The following is a 20,173-nucleotide window of genomic DNA, read 5'->3' as shown; positions in this document are numbered from 1 at the left end:
GGCGTCACTCCGTGGCTGATTGCAGGAACGTATCGAGCTCGGCGAACGTTGCCGTGCCTTCCATCGGGCCTTTCACGCCGACCGCGCGCGCGCCGCTTGCGCAGGCATATTTCAACGCCGTCTCCACGTCCTTGCCCTGCGCACGGCAACTGATATACGTTGCGCCGAAGCAATCGCCCGCGCCAGTGGGATCGAGCTCCTGAACCTTGAAGGCGGGCCGATGCGTCTCGCCGTTGGCATCGAAGTAACTGCAACCTTGCGCGCCACGCTTCACGATCACTTCCTTCACACCGCGCTTCAGCAGTTCGTCAATTGCTCCACGCTCCGACTTCGCGCTGGCGAGCAAAGTCACTTCGTGACCGCTTGGCAGGAAGACATCGGTGTAGTCGAGGATAAAGTCGAGCGCGTCGCGCATCTCCGGAATCCGCAGCATTTCCTTGCGGATGTTCGGATCGAAGCTCACCGTGCCGCCGTGCGTCTTCACCGTTTCAATGGCCTGCTTCATCGCTTCGATGATCCTGAACGAGAACAGCGACGACCCCATCACATGGAAGTTGCCGCACTTCGCGAGCAAGTCTTCACGCAGGTTCGCCACCGACAATTGCGCCGACGCACTGTTCGTAATGTTGTAGATGAAGTCACGGTCACCATCCTCGCGATACGTGACGAACGCGCTGCCCGTGGTCGCGTCTTTCAGCACCGCAATGCCCGACACATCCACGCCGTCGCGACGCAAGCGCTCGACGTTGAGCACGCCAAAATCGTCATCGCCCACGCAACCGATCATCGCGCAGGGGCTGCCGAGCTTGGCCACCTGATCGATGAAAATGGCCGGCGCGCCACTCGCAAACGGGCCAATGAGCGTGCCGGGTTCGCGAAAGCTCTGGCCTACGCGCGTGGCCATGATCTCGACCAGGATCTCGCCCATCGCGACGATGGTGCCGGGCCTGGAGGTAACAGCGTTTGGATTAGGCATGACGTTTCTTCGTTTGAACATCGATACACACCGCGACCAGGATCACGATGCCTTTCACGATGAGTTGATAGAAAACCGAAATGAAGATCACTGACTCCGAAACTCAAGAATCCCTTCTTCCCGCCGATGCACGTCCAGCCCGGCCTTCAGAATCAGGTCGAGTGTCGGCGGGTCAATGGCGTCATCGAGCACCAGTCCGCCCAGGCGACTGACGTGGCAGAAGGCCTCGCCATCGCCTTGCAACGCGGGCTGGTAGGCCACGACCACGCTGCGCTTTGCGTTCTTCAATGCGGCTTTGTATACGCCTGCCAGACGCGGATCGGCGCACAGCAAATTGCCTTCACGATCGATCCCGCCGGCCTCCAGCACTGCCAGGTCCAACGAGAGCGCGGAGAGTGAACGCTCGGCGTCCGGTCCAAGCAGCACGGTGGAATTATCGTCCAGCGAACCACCCGTGAGACGCAATTCGCAGCGCATGAAACGCTGGACGGTGGGCACCATCGACAAGTCGTTGAGCGTCAGCGCGAGGTTCGCGCGGTCGGCAAGCAGCGGCAGCAGCTTATGCGTGATCAGGCCCGCGCCAATGAAGGCCGACGCATGGTCATCGATGAAATCCGCGGCCATCCGCGCAATCGCCATGTCCGCAGCCTGCCGCATCGCGCCCGAAGGCTCTCCCGCCAGCGGGTTCTCGCCGGGCCGCTGGGCGAGGTACCGCGCCTTGCCAAACGCCCGGATCAGGTAGCGCTGCTGCTCCAGGTAGTTCAGGTCCGAGCGGATCGTGACGCTGGAGACGTCGAACGCCGTAGCGAGTTCGTCGACCGACACCTCCCCGCGCTTGCGGACAAGTTCGACAATACGCAAACGCCGATGAAGCGAGTTCTTGTTGGCCAACACAGGCAGTACCACCTTTGCACTTTCGTTTCGAAAGATTTTAGTTTCGAAGCGAAAGACACGCAAAGGAGTTTCTGGTCGGTGTTTACCCGCGCTTTCTATACCAGAGCGCGTACGCGGAGACGAGGACGATCATGAATGCGAGACCGTAGACCAGCGTCATGCGGAATTCGTTCGTGAAGGCGGTGGTGATCATGATTGCCGCCATCAAACCCGCCCCAACCAGGCTTCCAAACGGATGCAGCACCATCCGGAAAGACGGCGCCGGTCCGTCATAGCGAGCGCGGAAAAAGAGGTGCGTGACGAAGATCATCAGCCACGCGAACATCGCACCGAAGATGGCGATCGACATCATCAAGCCGAACGCCATCTCCGGCCAGAACGCGGTGAGGATCGTGGCCAAGGCAATGCCGCCGCTCGACAAGGACAGCGCGGCGGTGGGCACGCCATTCGCGCTCAGGCGTCCGAAGCGCGCCGGCGCGTAGCCGGCCCGCGACAGGCTGAACATCATGCGCGTGGTGATGTAGAGCTGGCTGTTCATCGCGGAAAGCGCCGCGACCAGCACCACGAAGTTGATCACGCCCGCAGCAAACGGCACATGCGTCGCGGCCATTACCTTGACGAACGGACTTTCGTCGGTGCTGGCCTGCGTCCAGGGGACGATTGCGAGCATCAACGCCAGCGTGAGCAGATAGAAGAGCACCAGCCGGAACACGGTCGAGCGAAACGCTCGCGCCACGGCACGTTGCGGGTCACGCGCTTCGCCGGCCGCGACTGCGATCGTCTCGATGTTCAGGTAACTGAAGATGGAAACAATGACCGCGAACCACATGCCCTTCACGCCGTGGGGAAAGAACCCGCCGTGCGCCGTGAAGTTGTTCAGCCCGACACCGGACGACACCGGCGCGCCATACACGAACGCCGCGCCAAGCAGGATAAACGCAACGATCGCCACGATTTTCAGCATCGAAAACGCGTATTCGATCACGCCATACACCTTGACGCTCGCGGCATTCACGCCAATCAGCGCGGCGGAAAAACCAACGATCCAATACCAGCCCGGCACGTTCGCGAACCAGTACTTCATGAACACCGCGACTGCGCTGACCTCGGTACCGACCGCGAATACGACGGCCGACCAGTACGCGTAGCGGACGAGGAATCCCGCCAGCGGCCCGATGTAAAACTCCGCGTACGCACCGAACGACCCGGAGGTCGGATGCGCGACGGTCATTTCCGCCAGCGCGCCCATCAGCAACAACGCGATCAGCGCGCCGATCGCATAACTCACGAGCACGCTCGGTCCGGCGAAACCGATTGCAAAACCGCTACCTAAAAAAAGCCCCGTTCCAATCGCCCCGCCGATAGCGATCATCGACATCTGTCCGGCGGTCAAACTCCGGTGCAGCCCCTTTTCCCGTTCGACGATGGCCTCGAACGACCCACATTTAAAGCTCAAATCAACCTCTTGAAGTCATTATCCGCACCGAACGCGGACGCAAAAAAGCGAGGCGGCGCGGGAAACTTCCCCGCGCCGCCTCGCCGATGATGACACACCTCAAGCGTGTGTCACCTGACTTCAGTCGTTGCTACTACCCTGTCACTCGACCTCGACCGCTTCCGGATTCGGATTGCGCGGCACCGGACTTTCATCGAACGTGAGCGCCACCTTGTCGTTCTCGTCCACGTCCACCGTCACGCGACCGCCCGACATCAGCTTGCCGAACAGCAGTTCGTCCGCCAGAGCACGACGGATCGTGTCCTGGATCAGGCGCTGCATGGGACGTGCGCCCATGAGCGGGTCGAAACCGTGCTTTGCCAGATGTGCGCGCAAGCTGTCGGTGAAGACCGCGTCGACCTTCTTCTCATGCAACTGATCTTCCAGTTGCATCAGGAACTTGTCGACCACCCGCATGATGATTTCTTCGTCCAGCGAGCGGAAGCTGATGATCTGGTCCAGACGATTGCGGAACTCAGGCGTGAACATCCGCTTGATATCGGCCATTTCGTCGCCGGTTTCCCGACGATTCGTGAAACCAATCACCGACTTCTGCATGGCTTCGGCGCCCGCATTCGTCGTCATGATAATGATGACGTTGCGGAAATCCGCCTTGCGGCCGTTGTTGTCGGTCAGCGTGCCGTGGTCCATCACCTGCAGCAGCACGTTGTAGATATCCGGATGCGCTTTTTCGATTTCGTCGAGCAACAGCACGCAATGCGGCTTCTTCGTGACGGCTTCTGTCAGCAAACCGCCTTGATCGAATCCAACATATCCCGGCGGCGCCCCAATCAGCCGGCTGACCGCGTGACGCTCCATGTACTCGGACATGTCGAAGCGCAGCAATTCGATACCCAGCGTGAACGCCAGTTGCTTGGCCACTTCCGTCTTGCCGACACCCGTCGGGCCCGAGAACAGGAACGCGCCAATTGGCTTGTCCGTCTTGCCGAGACCCGCCCGCGCCATCTTGATAGCGGCGGCAAGTGCATCAATAGCCTGATCCTGACCAAACACGACGCTCTTCAGGTCGCGATCGAGCGTCTGCAGCTTGCTGCGATCGTCCACGGACACGCTTTGCGCCGGCACGCGCGCGATCTTCGAGATGATCTCTTCGATCTCGTTCTTGCCAATGGTCTTCTTCTGCTTCGACTTCGGCAGGATGCGTTGCGCCGCGCCCGCTTCGTCGATCACGTCGATAGCCTTGTCGGGCAGATGCCGATCCGTGATAAAGCGCGCCGACAACTCAGCCGCCGCGGACAGCGCACCCGACGAATACTTCACGCCGTGGTGTTCTTCGAAACGCGACTTGAGACCGCGCAGGATCGCGATGGTCTGCTCAACGGTCGGCTCGGCAACGTCGACCTTCTGGAAACGACGCGACAACGCTGCGTCTTTTTCAAAGATCCCGCGATATTCCGTGAACGTGGTCGCACCGATGCACTTCAACTGACCCGACGACAGCGCCGGCTTCAGCAGATTCGATGCATCCAGCGTGCCGCCGGACGCTGCGCCCGCGCCAATCAGCGTGTGAATTTCGTCGATGAACAACACCGCGTGCGGGCGTTCCTTCAACTCCTTCAGCACCGTCTTGAGGCGTTGCTCGAAATCGCCACGGTATTTAGTACCGGCCAGCAATGCGCCCATATCCAGCGAATACACCTGGGCGTCCGCAAGGATATCCGGCACTTCGCCGCGCGTAATGCGCCAAGCGAGCCCTTCCGCGATAGCGGTTTTACCAACGCCGGCCTCACCAACCAGCAGCGGATTATTCTTTCTGCGACGGCACAGCACCTGCACCACACGCTCGACTTCCAGTTCGCGGCCAATCAGCGGATCGATCTTGCCGTCCTTCGCGAGCTGGTTCAGGTTCTGCGTGAACTGCGCAAGCGGCGTTTCCTTTTGCGCAGCCGCGTCTTCCGCTTCGGGATTCGCGTCGCTGCTGGCCTTCGCGGCGTCGCCCGTATTCGTCTTCGCGATGCCATGCGAGATGAAATTGACCACGTCCAGGCGGGTCACTCCCTGCTGTTGCAGGTAGTAGACGGCATGTGAATCCTTTTCACCGAAGATAGCGACAAGCACGTTCGCGCCAGTCACTTCCTTCTTTCCGTTCGATGTCGATTGCACGTGCATGATCGCGCGCTGAATCACGCGCTGAAAACCAAGCGTCGGCTGGGTATCGACGTCGTCCGTGCCGGGCACGGTCGGGGTGTTGTCGTGAATGAAATTGCGCAGGTTTTGCCGCAAATCTTCAATGTTTGCTGCGCATGCGCGCAACACTTCAGCCGCGGTCGGGTTGTCCAACAAGGCCAGTAAAAGATGCTCGACCGTAATGAACTCGTGCCGCGCCTGACGTGCTTCCATAAACGCCATGTGCAGACTGACTTCCAGTTCCTGGGCAATCATGCTTCCTCCATCACACACTGCAGCGGATGACCCGCTTGCCTCGCGTGGCTAACGACTTGCTCAACTTTGGTCGACGCGATGTCCCGCGTATAGACCCCACAAACTCCCCTGCCTTCGCGATGAACCTTCAGCATGATTTGCGTCGCAGTCTCACGATCTTTATTGAAATGTTCCTGCACGACGAACACGACGAATTCCATCGGCGTGAAGTCGTCATTCAGCAGCACCACTTTGTACATGGACGGCTGTTTCAGCTTTTGCTCCTGCCGCTCCAGTACGGTGCCATCCTGCTTGTTGGGATTGATCGCCATACGCCCATTCTAAACAACTCGGACAGGCTCGCCATCTCGCCAAAACTCCGTTCGCCGTGAGAACCGAACGGGGCCGCCGCACGCTTCGCGCAACCTGTCGCTTGCTGAATTCCGCCAGCCTTTGTGACACAGGCCAGCCCTCTTGAAACATCGTTGAATCCAGTATCGCACAGCTCTCAAAAAAACGAATTCTCGATGCGGACGCGGCCGGCCTTGGGCGCCAAACCGGGCGCTCTGCCGCTGCGGCTGATTCTCTAGCTGACTAACCCGGTTGTTCGAATCACTCGTGCGACTTACTCCTGCAACCCTCTGCGGCTATGGGTGACAGCCGCCTGTTGCCTGTACTGCTCATGTGCGTCGATTATGCGACTTTTCAAGATGGAGTGCTTGTGCGGCGGGATACGCGCAAAGCGGGAAAAACCCTTGAAATGAGTTCTTTACAACGCCTTCAGCACCATCTCAAAATTTTCTTGACACTTGATTTAAGAGATTAAACAATCAATTTGGCACTTTTTTCCGACGTGGTTCAGGTGAAGAAAGGCCGCGGTGAGCTTGTGAGGAGGGGGCGGTTTCACATTGTGGGTCGCCAAGCTTTTCGAGCGTGCTCGTGGTAGCGACGAGAGTAAGAGGGGAAGTGATGTCAACTGGTACGGTCAAATGGTTCAACGACGCGAAAGGCTACGGATTCATCACGCCCGATGAAGGCGGCGAGGATCTGTTTGCACATTTCTCGGCGATACAGATGAATGGTTTCAAGACACTCAAGGAAGGCCAGAAGGTCAGCTTCGAGATTGTCCAGGGACCTAAGGGCAAACAGGCATCGAACATCCAGGAATCTGCCTGACCGTTCGATAGCTCACTGTCCTCGAACCCGGCCGCGTGCCGTAAAACTGTTCAGATAAGTGTTTTGGTTATCCGACGGTTGAATGGAACGGCGGGATTCAACGGTCCGAACGCACCGCGCTCGGGCCGTTTTTCATTGATGCGCGGCTGAAGCTGTTTAGCGCCGCGCGGGAAACACATCGGCGACCCTGCCGAGGAGTGCGGCTTACTTATCGAAAGAAAATGTCTGCTGAAAGCGGGCTGGGCTGAAGGGTGGGTGATTGCCGGCGTTTGCGCGGATCGAATGCGTCATTTGTTGGTGAGGCGTCAATTCTCCCAATGCCGTCTGCCTAAAATCAAAAGCAGAAAACAATTGAAGGTGGCCCCGAGAGGACCGGTTACACGTGCTCGTGTTCCGGTCGAACCTTGCGCGGGCGGCCACCCGGGACGACGCGGCCTTCGCGTCCGACTTGACCGAACCGGCGCGGCTCGGCAACTGCTTCAGCAGGACGCACAGAAAAAACCCCGGCAAGTCAAACTCAACCGGGGTTCCAAAGCCTTCCTGATATTGCGTGATACGAACTTACATGTTTTCGATCAGCACCTGCCCGAAACCCGAGCACGAAACCTGCGTCGCGCCTTCCATCAAACGCGCGAAGTCATACGTCACGCGCTTTTTCAGAATCGACGCTTCCATCGCCTTGATGATGACGTCGGCCGCCTCAGTCCAGCCGAGGTGGCGCAGCATCATTTCCGCCGACAGGATTTCCGAACCCGGATTCACGTAGTCCTTGCCCGCATATTTCGGCGCGGTGCCGTGCGTGGCTTCGAACATGGCCACCGAATCCGACATGTTCGCGCCCGGCGCAATGCCAATACCGCCAACCTGAGCCGCGAGTGCGTCCGACACATAGTCGCCGTTCAGGTTCAGCGTCGCGATCACGTCGTACTCAGCCGGGCGCAGCAGGATCTGCTGGAGGAACGCATCTGCGATAACGTCCTTCAGCACAATGTCGCCGCCCTTCGGGCTCTTGATCTTCATCCACGGGCCGCCGTCGATGAGTTCCGCCCCGAACTCCTTCTGCGCCAGCGCATAGCCGAAATCACGGAACGCACCTTCCGTGTATTTCATGATGTTGCCCTTGTGCACGAGCGTGACGGTATTGCGATTGTGGTCGATGGCGTACTGGATCGCCTTGCGAACCAGGCGCTCCGTGCCTTCACGCGACACCGGCTTGATACCGATACCCGACGTGTCCGGAAAACGGATCTTCGTCACGCCCATTTCTTCGCGCAGGAACTTGATGACCTTCTTCGCCTCTTCCGACTCGGCCGCCCATTCGATGCCGGCGTAGATGTCTTCCGAGTTCTCGCGGAAGATAACCATGTTGACCTTTTCCGGCTCGCGCACCGGTGAAGGCACGCCCTTGAAATACTGCACCGGGCGCAGGCAGACGTAGAGGTCGAGTTGCTGGCGCAGCGCGACGTTCAGCGAACGGATGCCGCCGCCAACCGGCGTGGTGAGCGGTCCTTTGATAGAAACGACATATTCCTTCAGCACGTCCAGCGTTTCATCCGGCAGCCACACGTCCGGGCCATAGACCTTGGTGGCCTTCTCGCCCGCGAAGATTTCCATCCAGTGGATCTTCTTCTTGCCTGCGTAGGCTTTTTCCACCGCTGCGTCGACGACCTTGATCATCACCGGCGTGATGTCCACACCTGTCCCGTCACCTTCGATAAAAGGGATGATCGGCTGGTCGGAAACGTTGAGCGAGTAATCCGCATTAACGGTGATCTTGTCACCGCCCGTCGGAACCTTGATGTGCTGATACGGCATGGTCGACTCCAAAGATGGCTGGGCTAGCTAACTACAGAAATGCGCAGAATGCGTTCGGAAATTCGGCGAAAAGGCGGACGAGCGAACGGTGGCCGGGGCCGCCAGTGCCAATACCGGCGCGGCGCCCAAGGCAACCAGACGGCTATTCTAGCCCACCGGGTGGAGACCCTGCCCGGGCCCCGTTTCGTTGCATTGCAGCAAAGCGATGCCTGTGGGCGCGGTCCGGACATGGCCTGCTGGCGCCGTGGCTGCGATCAGCACTCGCCGGATTCATGTCTTATGTCTTATATAAGACCTGGGGTTTGATGTTTTGGATTATGCATTAATATCGCGCCATTCGCCATAGCCTGATTCCCGCGCGGCTCCTGGACGCTACCTCATTTTCCTATCGATTTCCCACCATGCCGTTGCTTGCCCTCAACAAACCGTTCGGCACGATCTGTCAATTTTCGCCGCATGAAAAGCACCCTTCGCTCGGCGTTTGGGTGAAGACGCCCGGCGTTTATCCGGCCGGCCGCCTGGACACGGACAGCGAAGGCCTGCTGCTCCTCACTGACGATGGCGCGCTTCAGGCGCGTATAGCCGAGCCGTGTCACAAGCTGGTCAAACGGTATTGGGCACAAGTGGATGGTGCGCCCGATGCGGCCGCTCTCGAGCGTCTGGCCGCGGGCGTCGACCTCGGGGATTTCGTGACGCGGCCGTGCGGCGTCAAACGGGTGGAACCGATGGAACAGGTCGAGCAACTGTGGCCGCGCAACCCGCCCATCCGATACCGCGCCGCTATCCCGACCACCTGGATCGAACTGTCGATCACCGAGGGTCGTAATCGGCAGGTGCGTCGAATGACCGCAGCAGTCGGGTACCCAACGCTGCGACTGGTGCGCGTGGGTATCGGCGCACTGGATATCTTCGCGCTCGGATTAGAGCCCGGTGCATCGATCAATCTGGCGCCACGCGCGCCATGGAACGGCATCGTCTGAAACGCGCCAATTCGCTCTGGCATCCAAACATTACAAATTAATTTCGTTTTCCAAACAATCGCCGTTGCACGATCGCGAAAAAACACGTCAACGGACTTCCCGCGTGCGGCGTTATTCGCAGCAGATGCCTTAAACCCGCCATCCGGCATTAGCGAAGAACCTCAGCACACTGCTTGCATGCGAAGGCGTTATGTAAGGTTCAAGCGCTCGCAGCGGGATCGAAGTTTTGTTCGAACCCCCTGTCAACCAAAAGGTGGATGGCTCGTTTACCGACATGACTCCATCGACCGGGTCACAAGGTTAATCAAACTAAAGCTGAGGATTCACAACATGAACAAACTGATCGCTGCTCTCGTCGCTGGCCTGTTCGCAACGGCTGCATTCGCACAAGCTTCGGCCCCGGAAGCATCGGCTCCTGCAGCTGCTTCGACCGCTCACAAGGCGTCGCACAAGAAGTCGACGACGCATAAGAAGGCTACGCACAAGAAGGCAGCTTCGGCTGCTGCCGCTTCGGCCGCGTCGGAGTAAGTTGGTAATAGATCGCGGTAACGCGACGCTACAACCAAGCAGTGCTGCCGCGAAAGCGGCATTGAAAGGCAGACACCCGCAACGGTTTCTGCCTTTTTCTTTGGGTCTCTGGATGAGTCGGGATATTTGCGCAGGGTGCATCCGCCACGCGCTTTTTGTCGGCGTGCGCGCGCTCAAGTAACATGCGCCAGTTCTTCACCGATTCTTCAGCTAACCGGCTTCATCTCATCAGGAGTTTCGCCGTGCGTCTTTCAGGACTCTCGCGCCGTTCGGTTTCATCGTTTGATCTTGGTCGCCTGGTGCGCCGCGCACTTGTTGCTCTCGCCGTTCCGCTCGTCTCGTTCATTGCAGTCGCGCCGCTTGCAGTTCACGCCCAACCGCTCGCCGCAGAACCCGGACAAATGCCGCCGGGTGCAAAAAAACCCGCCGACTTCCCGCACACCAAACTCACCGCGGGCATGTATGTGATCGACGCCGCCGTTGCAGCGAACGACGCCGATCGCGAACAAGGCCTGATGTATCGCACGAAACTCGAGCCTAACGAAGGCATGCTGTTCGTCTTCAATGAGACGGCCGTGCATTGTTTCTGGATGAAAAACACCCTGATCCCGCTGTCGATCGCGTTCATGCGCGCGGACGGAACGGTCACGGATATCGACGAAATGCAGGCTGAGACGGAAAACAACCACTGCCCGCGCAACAATGGCGTGTACGCGCTGGAAATGAGCAAGGGCTGGTTTGCGTCGAAAGGGATTCAGCCGGGCATGCAGATCAAGGGGCTGCCTGCACCGCAATAACGTGTGCCCCGAGCGGGGCAGTTAGCGTCTCACGCCCCCGTTCAACCGGCGCCAGCCGTTCCATTCGTGCCCGAAGCCGGCCGCCCGCTTTTTGCGCGCGCCGGCTTTTTGCTTGGTTCCCGCTTATACGCTGCACAGGACACAACGCGGGACAGCGCCCTGAATACGGTCCAGGCGTCATCAAAGATTCATCTTTTGCGGCGAGCTGGCAAGAATCCTGCAAAGACCCTGTCGACGCGCTATCCTAATAAACCAGCGAAGCGGCCACCAAGCACGAGAAAGCTTCGCTCCGGAGCTGCCGGCCGGGCCATTGCGCCCGGTTCGGGCTACCAGGCTCCAACCAATCAACAGGAGGTTCAAGTGCCCCGCAAGACTCCCATCGACCGCTATCGGAATATTGGTATCAGCGCTCATATCGATGCCGGCAAGACCACCACCACCGAACGCATTCTTTTCTACACCGGTGTGAATCACAAAATTGGTGAGGTTCACAACGGCGCGGCCACGATGGACTGGATGGAGCAGGAGCAGGAGCGCGGCATCACGATTACCTCCGCCGCCACCACGGCCTTCTGGAAAGGCATGGCCGGGAATTACCCGGAACACCGGATCAACATCATCGATACCCCGGGACACGTCGACTTCACCATCGAAGTGGAACGCTCCATGCGCGTGCTCGACGGTGCCTGCATGGTCTATGACTCGGTAGGCGGCGTTCAGCCGCAATCCGAAACGGTCTGGCGCCAGGCCAACAAATACAAGGTGCCGCGCATTGCGTTCGTCAACAAGATGGACCGCGTGGGTGCAGACTTTTTCCGCGTGCAACGCCAGATTGGCGAGCGCCTGAAGGGCGTCGCCGTGCCCATGCAGATTCCCGTGGGGGCCGAAGAGCACTTCCAGGGCGTGATCGACCTGGTCAAGATGAAAGCAATCATCTGGGACGAAGCCAGCCAGGGCGTGCTGTTTGAATACCAGGAAATCCCCGCGAACCTGCTCGCCACTGCCGAAGAATGGCGCGAGAAGATGATCGAGGCGGCAGCGGACGCGAACGAAGCGCTGATGGACAAGTACATCGGCGGTGAAACGATCAGCGAAGACGAAATCAAGGAAGCCATCCGGGCGCGCACGCTCAGGAGCGAGATCGTCCCCATGTTCTGCGGCAGCGCGTTCAAGAACAAGGGCGTGCAGGCCATGCTGGACGCGGTGATCGACTACCTGCCGTCGCCGGCCGACGTGCCCGCGATCATGGGCGTGGACGAGTACGACAAACACGCGGAACGTCATCCGACCGACGAAGACCCGTTCTCCGCGCTCGCCTTCAAGATCATGACGGACCCGTTTGTCGGCCAGTTGATCTTCTTCCGGGTGTATTCGGGCGTGGTCAATTCCGGCGATACGGTCTACAACGCGATCAAGGAAAAGAAGGAACGGCTCGGCCGGATTCTCCAGATGCACGCGAACGAGCGTCAGGAAATCAAGGAAGTGCGCGCCGGCGATATTGCCGCGGCCGTGGGTCTGAAGGAAGCGACCACCGGTGACACGCTCTGCGATCCGGCTCATCCGATCATCCTCGAACGCATGATCTTCCCGGAGCCGGTGATCTCCCAGGCCGTCGAGCCGAAGACGAAACCCGACCAGGAAAAGATGGGTATCGCGTTGAACCGGCTGGCGCAGGAGGACCCGTCGTTCCGCGTGCAGACCGACGAGGAATCCGGCCAGACGATTATTTCCGGCATGGGCGAGTTGCACCTGGAAATTCTGGTGGACCGCATGCGGCGTGAATTCGGCGTCGAAGCGACGGTCGGCAAACCGCAGGTGGCGTATCGCGAGACGATCCGTATTCCGGTCGAGGATATTGAAGGCAAGTTCGTCAAGCAGTCGGGCGGGCGTGGTCAATACGGTCACGTGGTGCTGAAACTGGAACCGCAGAAGCCGGGCGGCGGTTACGAATTCGTCGATGCCATCAAGGGCGGTGTCGTGCCGCGCGAGTACATTCCGGCAGTCGACAAGGGTATTCAGGAAACGCTGAAGGCCGGTGTGCTGGCAGGGTATCCGGTGGTGGACGTGAAGGTGACGCTGACCTTCGGTTCGTACCACGACGTGGACTCGAACGAAAACGCGTTCCGCATGGCTGGATCCATGGCGTTCAAGGACGGCATGAGGAAAGCCAAGCCGGTGCTGCTCGAACCGATGATGGCCGTGGAAGTGGAAACGCCTGAGGATTTCATGGGCAACGTGATGGGCGATTTGTCCTCACGCCGCGGGATCGTGCAGGGTATGGAGGACATCGCGGGCGGCGGCGGCAAGATCGTGCGCGCCGAGGTGCCGCTGGCTGAAATGTTCGGCTACTCGACCACGTTGCGCTCGCTCACCCAGGGCCGCGCCACGTACACGATGGAGTTCAAGCACTACGCAGAGACGCCGAACAACGTCGCGGAAGCCATCGTGAATTCGAAGGTCAAGTAGACGCTGTCCGGCTCGCCAAGCGAGGTTGAACGATTGAATCAAGTCCGTTGTTGCCTCCCGGCGGCAACGGACTTTTTGCTTTTTGCGCGCGCAATTGTGGCGTAGATTGACTGCAGCTTTTCCATGAATAGGCGGAGACAAAGACAATGAGCGACGAACCTCAGCACGAGCACGGCCATGAGCACACCGACTGGCGCGAGAACGGCGTCAAGGTGATCAAGGGCGATCAACTCGATACCAACACCGCGCAGACGCCGGGCATGAATCGCGCAGCGGCGATCAACGCGGCGCGCGTCGGCGCGCAGAAGATCTGGGCAGGCACGGTCACGATCCATCCGAACGCAAAGACCGGTGCACATCATCACGGCGCGCTGGAAAGCGTGATCTACGTCGTGCGCGGACAGGCGCGCATGAAGTGGGGCAATCATCTGGAATTTACCGCTGAAGCCGGACCGGGTGATTTCATCTTCGTGCCGCCGTATGTGCCGCATCAGGAGATCAACGCGCGCACCGACGAACCGCTGGAATGCGTACTCGTGCGCAGCGACAACGAGGCGGTGGTGGTGAATCTGAATATCGATGCGGTGGAGGAGCCAGAGGAAGTGTTTTGGGTCGATCCGATTCATAAACATCCGCATCAGCATTGAGAGCAACAGCGTGACGCAAGCCCCACGGCGCGGAATTTCCTACCGCCCTCCTGACGCCGTGTCCGCCCACTTTCAGCAAGCTTTTCCGTAACGTCGCGCTCGTCCGACAGCCGCGCAATTAATTGGTCCGCGAAGCGCGCGACGGGAATCGGAACAGTCGTTGCTCCGCTAAACTGAAAGCGCATCCGATTCCGTCACTGCCGCCCCCATGACCGGATACCCGAATACCCGGTTCGGCCAACGCAGTCTCGTCGAGTCAAAACAACAACCGCCTCCTGAACCGGACAGCCCGATGAAAAAGACCGTACCCGATCTGACTTCACGTTTTCCCTTCCATGCAGAGCTGGAACAGTCGAGGGGATCGGCGGGAGAACTCGGCAACCATGCGATCGATGAATTCAAGGCCGGCCGGCTTTCGCGGCGCGAGTTGCTGCGGCACGCAAGCTTGCTGGGTTTGTCGCTGGCCGCCGGCGGCCTGATCGGCATGCCGCACGCACGCGCACAGACGCCCGCGGGAAAACCCGGCGGCACGATCCGCGTCGCGCATCTGACGCCATCGGGCCAGGTCGATCCGCTCACCGTCACCGACCCTGCCGGCCTCGCGTTGATCAACCAGACCGGCGAATTTCTTATCGACGACGACGGTCAGGAGCTCAAGCTCCGCCCTTCCCTCGCGCTCTCCTGGAAGCCAAACGATCAAGGCGATGTCTGGACCTTCAAGCTGCGTCCGAACGTCAAGTTCCACGACGGTCAACCGATGACCGCCAAGGACGTGGCCGCCACCTTCAACCGCCTCGCCGATCCGGCCAGCGGGTCAGCCGCGCTGTCGGTGCTGAAGGGAGTGTTGTCGAAGGGGTCGGTGAAGGTTATCGACGACATGACGGTCGAGTTCCATCTCGACGCGCCAAACGGCAATTTCCCGTACTACGTGTCGTCGGATACGTACAACGCCGTGATCCTGCCGGCGAATTTCAGCGGCACATACGAGAAGTCGTTCCCGGGCACGGGGCCATTCAAGTTCGAGTCGTACACGCCCAAAGTGGGCGCGGCGTTCGTGCGCAATCCCGGCTACTGGGGCGACAAAGCGCTGCCGGACCGGGTGACGTTCGCGTTCTACGCCGACGAACAATCGGAACTGCTCGCGCTGCAAGGCCGGCAAGCCGACGTGATGGGGGACTTCACCGTGCAGGGCGGGCTCAGCATGATGACGAACCCCGAGTTCAAGGTGCTGGGTGTGAAGTCGAGCGCGCACAGGCAAATGCATATGCGTACCGACACCGGTCCGTTCAAGGACAAGCGCGTGCGTCAGGCGCTGGCGCTGGCGGTGAATCGCGACGTGTTGGTGAAGGGACTGTTCAAGGGCCGCGCGGCGTTGGGCAATGATAGCCCGTTCTCCCCGGTGTTTCCGTCCAGCGACCTGTCCGTGCCGCAACGCAAGCTCGATGTCGCGAAGGCAAAACAGCTGCTCGCGGCGGCAGGCGTGCCGAACGGTTTCGACGTCACGCTCACGACCGAGAAGTACATGGAGATTCCCGATCTCGCGGTCGTGATCCAGAACGCCGCGAAGGCGGTCGGCATCCGCATCACGCTGAAGGTGGAAAGCCAGGAGCTGTACTACGGCGCCGGCACGTACGGCAAGTCGGACTGGCTCGACTCGCCGCTTGGCATTACGGACTACGGGCATCGTGGCGTGCCGAACGTGTTTCTCAACGCACCATTGACCAGCGGGGGCACCTGGAACGCCGCGCATTTCAAGAATCCGCAATACGACAAGCTGGTGGCGGATTTCGTGGCGGCGCTCGACGTGGCATCGCAGAAGAAACTGTCGGGCCAGATCCAGGCCCTCCTGCTCGATGAAACGCCGCTTGTGATTCCCTATTTCTACGATCAGTTGATCGTCACGCGGGCGAACGTGAGCGGCGTGCGCTTCAATGCCATTTCGCAGTTGTACTTCCAACGCGCGACCATCGGCGCGTAGCCGGTTCTTTGAGTCTCGCGCTCATTGAAGCCTGCTGAATGAAGCCTGACCCGAGGACGCTCCGATAATGAACACGGTCTCTCCTCCCGCCGCGCCGGGCGCGTCGAAAGCAAGCTCACGCAGCAACGCCGGAAGCGCCACGCGCATTGCACGGTTCGTGGGCGTGCGGCTGCTGCTCGCGATCATCACGTTGTGGCTGTTGTCGGTGATCGTATTCGCCGGCGGCCAGTTGCTTCCCGGCGATGTCGGCCGCGCCATCCTCGGTCCGCTAGCCGACGCCCGCGCGGTCGCCGCACTCAATCATCAACTGGGTGTCGACCGGCCCTTGTTCACGCAATATGCCGGCTGGATCACCCACTTCCTGCGCGGCGACATGGGCGAGTCGTATTCGTATCGCGCGCCGGTGGCCCCCTTCATAGGCCAGGCGCTGCTGAATTCGGCCAAGCTCGGCGCGTTGGCGTTTATCGTGGTCGTACCGCTGGGCATTGCCGGCGGTGTCTACGCCGCGCTGCACGAGGGGCGATGGATTGACCGGACCATCAGCATTGCGGGGTTATCGGCGACGGTGGTGCCGGAGTTCGTCTCGTCCATCGTGCTGATCCTGATCTTTGGCATCTGGCTGCAATGGCTGCCGATTGAAGCGACGTATCCGCCAGGGTCGAACGGTTTCGTCCAGTTGCAGCATCTGATCCTGCCGGTGTTGCCGCTGGTGCTGGTGTTCTTCGGCTACATCGCGCGAATGGCACGTGCAGGTACCGTTGAAGCGCTCGATGCCGACTACACCCGCACCGCGATCCTCAAGGGCCTGCCGCGCCGCGTAGTGATAATGCGGCACGTGCTGCGCAATGCGCTGCTGCCGACCGTCACCGTCGCAGCCACACAACTCGGCTACATGATCGGCGGCCTGGTGGTGGTGGAGACGCTGTTTCACTACCAGGGCATTGGCTCGCTCATTTATAACGCAGCCAAGGGCAAGGACTTCCCCATGCTCGAAGCGGGCGTGCTGACTGTGGGCGTGATCTACACGGCGGCGAACCTGATCGCGGATGCGTTGTATGTTGTGTTGAATCCGCGCTTGCGGGTGGGGAACGCACAATGAGCACCGCAACCGTCGCCCCCGCGCCGCGCAAGGCACCGCGTTTTGAACGCAGCAAGGCTCTGCTGCGCTCGCCCACGTTCGTGATCGGCGCGCTGATCCTGTTGTTCTGGGTCGCGTGCGCCCTGATAGGACATTGGGTCGTGCCGCAAGACCCGTACGCGTCCGATCCGTTGAACTCGCTCACGCCGCCCGACGCCACGCACTGGTTCGGCACGGATCAGCTCGGCCGCGATGTGTTTGCCCGCGTGATCGTCGGCGCGCGCGACATTCTCACCATCGCGCCATTGGCCACGCTGCTTGGCACGGTGGCGGGGACGGCGGTTGGCTTGATCGTCGGTTATTTCGATGGATGGGTGGACAACGTTGCCGGCCGCCTGATAGACGCGGTGCTCGCGTTGCCGCTGGTGATCGTTGCATTGCTCGCCCTCGCGGCCGTTGGAGCGAGCAACCTCACCGTGATCCTGGTGATCGGCATCACCTTCACGCCAATCACTGCGCGCACCGTGCGTGCTGCCGTGTTCGCCGAACGCAATCTCGACTACGTGCTGGCCGCGCAATTGCGCGGCGAAAACGCGTTCTACATCATGTTCGCGGAGATCCTGCCGAACGTGCTGCAGCCGATCATCGTGGAAGCCACCGTGCGGCTGGGTTATGCCATTTTCGCGGTCGCCACGCTGTCGTTTCTCGGCTTCGGCATTCAACCGCCGTCCGCGGACTGGGGCCTCGCACTCTCGGAGTGCTACACGCTGATGGCGGGCGGCGCGTGGTGGACGGTCGTGTTCGACGCCGCGGCGATCGCCTCGCTGGTTGTCGGCGTGAACCTCGTCGCCGACGGCATCCAGGGAGTTCTCGATCGATGAACGGACCGCCGCCCTCTGCCTTCCCCATCTTCGATGGCTCGAAGAGCGCCGAAACCGACGCACTGACCATTGTCGGCCTGACGGTTGCGTACCGCTCGCGCGGCCGCGACCGCGAAGTCTTGCAGGACATCTCGCTGCGGGTAAAACGTGGCGAGGCGTACGGGCTGGTCGGCGAATCCGGCTGTGGCAAGTCCACCGCCGCGCTCGCGATAGTGCGTTATCTGCCACGCAGCGGCCGCGTGAAGTCGGGGAAGATTTCGATCGCCGGCCGCGACATCGCGGCGATGGACGCCGACGTCTTGCGGCACATGCGCGCCAACGCGGTATCGATGGTTTATCAGGACCCGGGCCGCGCGTTGAATCCGTCGCTGACCATCGCGCGGCAGGTATCTGAAGCGTTCGAACTCGCGGGCGCGTCGGCGAATGAAGCGCTGGAACACACCATCGAGATCTTGCGGCGCGTGCGGATCGCGTCGCCCGAGCGCGTGATGGAGTGTTATCCGCATCAATTATCGGGCGGCATGCAGCAACGCGTGGTGATTGCCATGGCGCTCGCGTGCAATCCCGAGTTGCTGATCCTCGACGAACCCACTACCGGGCTCGACGCCACGGTGGAAGCCGAGGTGCTAGACCTGATCGCGCAACTGCGCAAAGAGCTGAGTACGGCGGTGCTTTTTATCAGCCACAACCTGGCGGTGATCGGACGGATGTGTGATCGCATCGGCGTGTTGTATGCCGGCAAACTGGTCGAGGAAGGCACGACACGCGATGTATTGGCGCGGCCGCGGCATCCGTACACGTTGGGCCTGCTGCGCTGCCTGCCGACCACGGGACGCAGCAAGGACACAGGGCGGCTCGACACCATCCCCGGGTCGCTGCCGCTGCCGGGATCGGTGACGCAGGGGTGTATCTATGCGCAGCGCTGCAAGCTCGCCGATGACCGTTGTCATCGTGACGCGCCGCCGCCGTACCGGGTCAAGGCCGCGCATGGCGACCAGATGGCGCGCTGCCACTATCACGAACGCGCGGCCGACTTGCCGCGTGCGACGCCGGAGGTCCTTGGCGCCGCTATCGATCGGACGGATTCACCGGTTGCGTTGCGCGCGGAGAATTTATCGAAGACGTTTCATGTCGGCGGGGAATCGCTGCGAGCGGTGCACGATGTATCGCTTGAACTCGCGCTGGGCGAAACGCTTGGGCTTGTCGGTGAATCCGGCAGCGGCAAGACGACCCTCGCGAAGCTGCTGCTGGGCCTGCTCTCGCCGGACGCGGGCGGGTCCATAGAACTCGATGGCGCCGCCCTGCCCGCGCGCGTGACAAGCCGCAATGACGAGCAGGTCAAGTCGCTGCAGATCGTGTTCCAGAATCCGGATTCCGCGTTGAACCGGGCGCATTCGGTGCGTCGGCTGATCGCACGGTCGTTGTCGAAACTCGGCGCGTTGCGCGGCGCGGCGAAGGAAGCGCGGCTGCAATCGCTGACTGCCGCCGTGCGTTTGCCCGAACGTTATCTGAGTTCGCGAACGCGGCAATTGTCGGGTGGGTTGAAGCAGCGTGTGGCGATTGCGCGCGCGTTTGCCGGCGATCCGAGAGTCGTGGTCTGCGACGAGCCCACGTCCGCTCTCGACGTCTCCGTGCAAGCGGCCATCCTGAACCTGCTCGTCGACTTGCAGCGCGAACGCGGTGTGAGTTACGTGTTTATCTCGCACGACCTGCATGTGGTGCGTTATTTGTCCGATCGTATCGCCGTGCTGTATCTCGGCCGGCTGATGGAGATCGGCCGGGCGACGGACGTGTTCGACGGACCGCATCATCCCTATACCGAGGCGTTGTTGTCATCGATTCCGGCGATCGGCGATGAATCGCAGGTGCGCGAACGCATCCGGCTTTCGGGCGAGCTGCCGAGCGCGGCGAATCCACCCTCCGGCTGCGTGTTTCATACGCGCTGTCCGCGCAAGATCGGTGCGATTTGCGAGCACCAGGAACCACCGTACGCGCACGCCACCGATGAGCACAGGATTCGATGTCACATTCCCGTGGCCGACCTGAGGCGCTTGCAAAAGCCTGAGTGAGCGCTTGGGTC

General features: G+C 60.6%; 16 protein-coding genes. 10 read left to right on the top strand and 6 right to left on the bottom strand.

Going from position 1 to position 20,173, the window contains the following annotated elements; genetic code table 11:
• Positions 1–4: 4 nt before the first annotated feature.
• The 5 genes from ABH944_RS33935 to clpS form a co-directional block, all read right to left on the bottom strand.
• Positions 5–976 (bottom strand): tagatose kinase, encoded by a 972-nt coding sequence (locus ABH944_RS33935; protein WP_404611849.1) that lies wholly within the window; start codon positions 974–976, stop codon positions 5–7.
• Between the two features lie 87 nt (positions 977–1,063).
• Entirely contained in the window at positions 1,064–1,870 is an 807-nt protein-coding gene (locus tag ABH944_RS33930; protein WP_404611848.1) for a DeoR/GlpR family DNA-binding transcription regulator, read from the bottom strand.
• Positions 1,871–1,952: 82 nt separating this feature from the next.
• Positions 1,953–3,248: an amino acid permease gene (locus ABH944_RS33925; protein ID WP_404611908.1), complete on the bottom strand. Its 1,296-nt coding sequence runs from the start codon at positions 3,246–3,248 to the stop codon at positions 1,953–1,955.
• 219 nt (positions 3,249–3,467) lie between these two features.
• Positions 3,468–5,768, bottom strand: a complete 2,301-nt coding sequence (gene clpA, locus ABH944_RS33920) for an ATP-dependent Clp protease ATP-binding subunit ClpA (protein WP_062081092.1) — start codon at positions 5,766–5,768, stop codon at positions 3,468–3,470.
• Positions 5,765–6,079 (bottom strand): ATP-dependent Clp protease adapter ClpS, encoded by a 315-nt coding sequence (clpS, locus tag ABH944_RS33915; protein ID WP_031359828.1) that lies wholly within the window; start codon positions 6,077–6,079, stop codon positions 5,765–5,767. The genes clpA and clpS overlap by 4 nt, the downstream gene beginning before the upstream one ends.
• A gap of 637 nt (positions 6,080–6,716) precedes the next feature.
• On the opposite strand from clpS, the gene ABH944_RS33910 reads away from it, so the two are divergent.
• Positions 6,717–6,923, top strand: a complete 207-nt coding sequence (locus tag ABH944_RS33910; protein ID WP_035497884.1) for a cold-shock protein — start codon at positions 6,717–6,719, stop codon at positions 6,921–6,923.
• A gap of 561 nt (positions 6,924–7,484) precedes the next feature.
• Here the strand turns inward: ABH944_RS33910 and icd are convergent.
• Complete coding sequence (gene icd, locus ABH944_RS33905) at positions 7,485–8,738, bottom strand: NADP-dependent isocitrate dehydrogenase (protein ID WP_062081096.1); 1,254 nt, start codon at positions 8,736–8,738, stop codon at positions 7,485–7,487.
• Between the two features lie 401 nt (positions 8,739–9,139).
• On the opposite strand from icd, the gene ABH944_RS33900 reads away from it, so the two are divergent.
• The 9 genes from ABH944_RS33900 (at position 9,140) to ABH944_RS33860 (ending at position 20,162) form a co-directional block, all read left to right on the top strand.
• Positions 9,140–9,718, top strand: a complete 579-nt coding sequence (locus ABH944_RS33900) for a pseudouridine synthase (protein WP_404611843.1) — start codon at positions 9,140–9,142, stop codon at positions 9,716–9,718.
• Between the two features lie 330 nt (positions 9,719–10,048).
• On the top strand, positions 10,049–10,246 hold the full coding sequence (locus ABH944_RS33895) for a hypothetical protein (RefSeq protein ID WP_097261289.1): 198 nt from the start codon (positions 10,049–10,051) through the stop codon (positions 10,244–10,246).
• Between the two features lie 242 nt (positions 10,247–10,488).
• The gene (locus tag ABH944_RS33890) at positions 10,489–11,043 is read left to right on the top strand and encodes a DUF192 domain-containing protein (RefSeq protein WP_404611840.1); all 555 of its coding nucleotides are present in this window, start codon (positions 10,489–10,491) and stop codon (positions 11,041–11,043) included.
• Between the two features lie 360 nt (positions 11,044–11,403).
• A complete protein-coding gene (fusA, locus tag ABH944_RS33885) occupies positions 11,404–13,509 on the top strand; it encodes an elongation factor G (RefSeq protein WP_404611839.1) in 2,106 nt (701 codons plus the stop codon).
• 146 nt (positions 13,510–13,655) lie between these two features.
• Positions 13,656–14,156: a cupin domain-containing protein gene (locus tag ABH944_RS33880; protein ID WP_404611837.1), complete on the top strand. Its 501-nt coding sequence runs from the start codon at positions 13,656–13,658 to the stop codon at positions 14,154–14,156.
• 292 nt (positions 14,157–14,448) lie between these two features.
• Positions 14,449–16,134 carry an ABC transporter substrate-binding protein gene (locus ABH944_RS33875; RefSeq protein ID WP_404611835.1) on the top strand — a complete coding sequence of 562 codons (1,686 nt, stop codon included), beginning with the start codon at positions 14,449–14,451 and terminating at the stop codon, positions 16,132–16,134.
• A 64-nt stretch (positions 16,135–16,198) separates the two neighbouring features.
• Positions 16,199–17,233 (top strand): ABC transporter permease, encoded by a 1,035-nt coding sequence (locus ABH944_RS33870; protein WP_404611906.1) that lies wholly within the window; start codon positions 16,199–16,201, stop codon positions 17,231–17,233.
• The gene (locus ABH944_RS33865) at positions 17,230–18,093 is read left to right on the top strand and encodes an ABC transporter permease (RefSeq protein WP_404611833.1); all 864 of its coding nucleotides are present in this window, start codon (positions 17,230–17,232) and stop codon (positions 18,091–18,093) included. The genes ABH944_RS33870 and ABH944_RS33865 overlap by 4 nt, the downstream gene beginning before the upstream one ends.
• Positions 18,090–20,162: an ABC transporter ATP-binding protein gene (locus tag ABH944_RS33860; RefSeq protein ID WP_404611831.1), complete on the top strand. Its 2,073-nt coding sequence runs from the start codon at positions 18,090–18,092 to the stop codon at positions 20,160–20,162. Before ABH944_RS33865 ends, ABH944_RS33860 begins: the two co-directional genes overlap by 4 nt.
• Positions 20,163–20,173 lie beyond the last annotated feature (11 nt).

The organism is Caballeronia udeis (assembly GCF_044909315.1).
GTDB lineage: Bacteria > Pseudomonadota > Gammaproteobacteria > Burkholderiales > Burkholderiaceae > Caballeronia > Caballeronia udeis_A.
This window is presented reverse-complemented; position numbering and strand designations above follow the sequence as displayed.

Bases quoted from the DNA above. Each gene is read 5' to 3' on its own strand.
- ABH944_RS33935 (WP_404611849.1), bottom strand. From the start codon at position 976: ATGCCTAATCCAAACGCTGTTACCTCCAGGCCCGGCACCATCGTCGCG.
- ABH944_RS33925 (WP_404611908.1), bottom strand. From the start codon at position 3,248: ATGTCGATGATCGCTATCGGCGGGGCGATTGGAACGGGGCTTTTTTTA.
- ABH944_RS33880 (WP_404611837.1), top strand. From the start codon at position 13,656: ATGAGCGACGAACCTCAGCACGAGCACGGCCATGAGCACACCGACTGG.
- ABH944_RS33865 (WP_404611833.1), top strand. From the start codon at position 17,230: ATGAGCACCGCAACCGTCGCCCCCGCGCCGCGCAAGGCACCGCGTTTT.
- ABH944_RS33900 (WP_404611843.1), top strand. From the start codon at position 9,140: ATGCCGTTGCTTGCCCTCAACAAACCGTTCGGCACGATCTGTCAATTT.
- ABH944_RS33910 (WP_035497884.1), top strand. From the start codon at position 6,717: ATGTCAACTGGTACGGTCAAATGGTTCAACGACGCGAAAGGCTACGGA.
- clpS (WP_031359828.1), bottom strand. From the start codon at position 6,079: ATGGCGATCAATCCCAACAAGCAGGATGGCACCGTACTGGAGCGGCAG.
- icd (WP_062081096.1), bottom strand. From the start codon at position 8,738: ATGCCGTATCAGCACATCAAGGTTCCGACGGGCGGTGACAAGATCACC.
- clpA (WP_062081092.1), bottom strand. From the start codon at position 5,768: ATGATTGCCCAGGAACTGGAAGTCAGTCTGCACATGGCGTTTATGGAA.
- ABH944_RS33895 (WP_097261289.1), top strand. From the start codon at position 10,049: ATGAACAAACTGATCGCTGCTCTCGTCGCTGGCCTGTTCGCAACGGCT.
- ABH944_RS33875 (WP_404611835.1), top strand. From the start codon at position 14,449: ATGAAAAAGACCGTACCCGATCTGACTTCACGTTTTCCCTTCCATGCA.
- ABH944_RS33860 (WP_404611831.1), top strand. From the start codon at position 18,090: ATGAACGGACCGCCGCCCTCTGCCTTCCCCATCTTCGATGGCTCGAAG.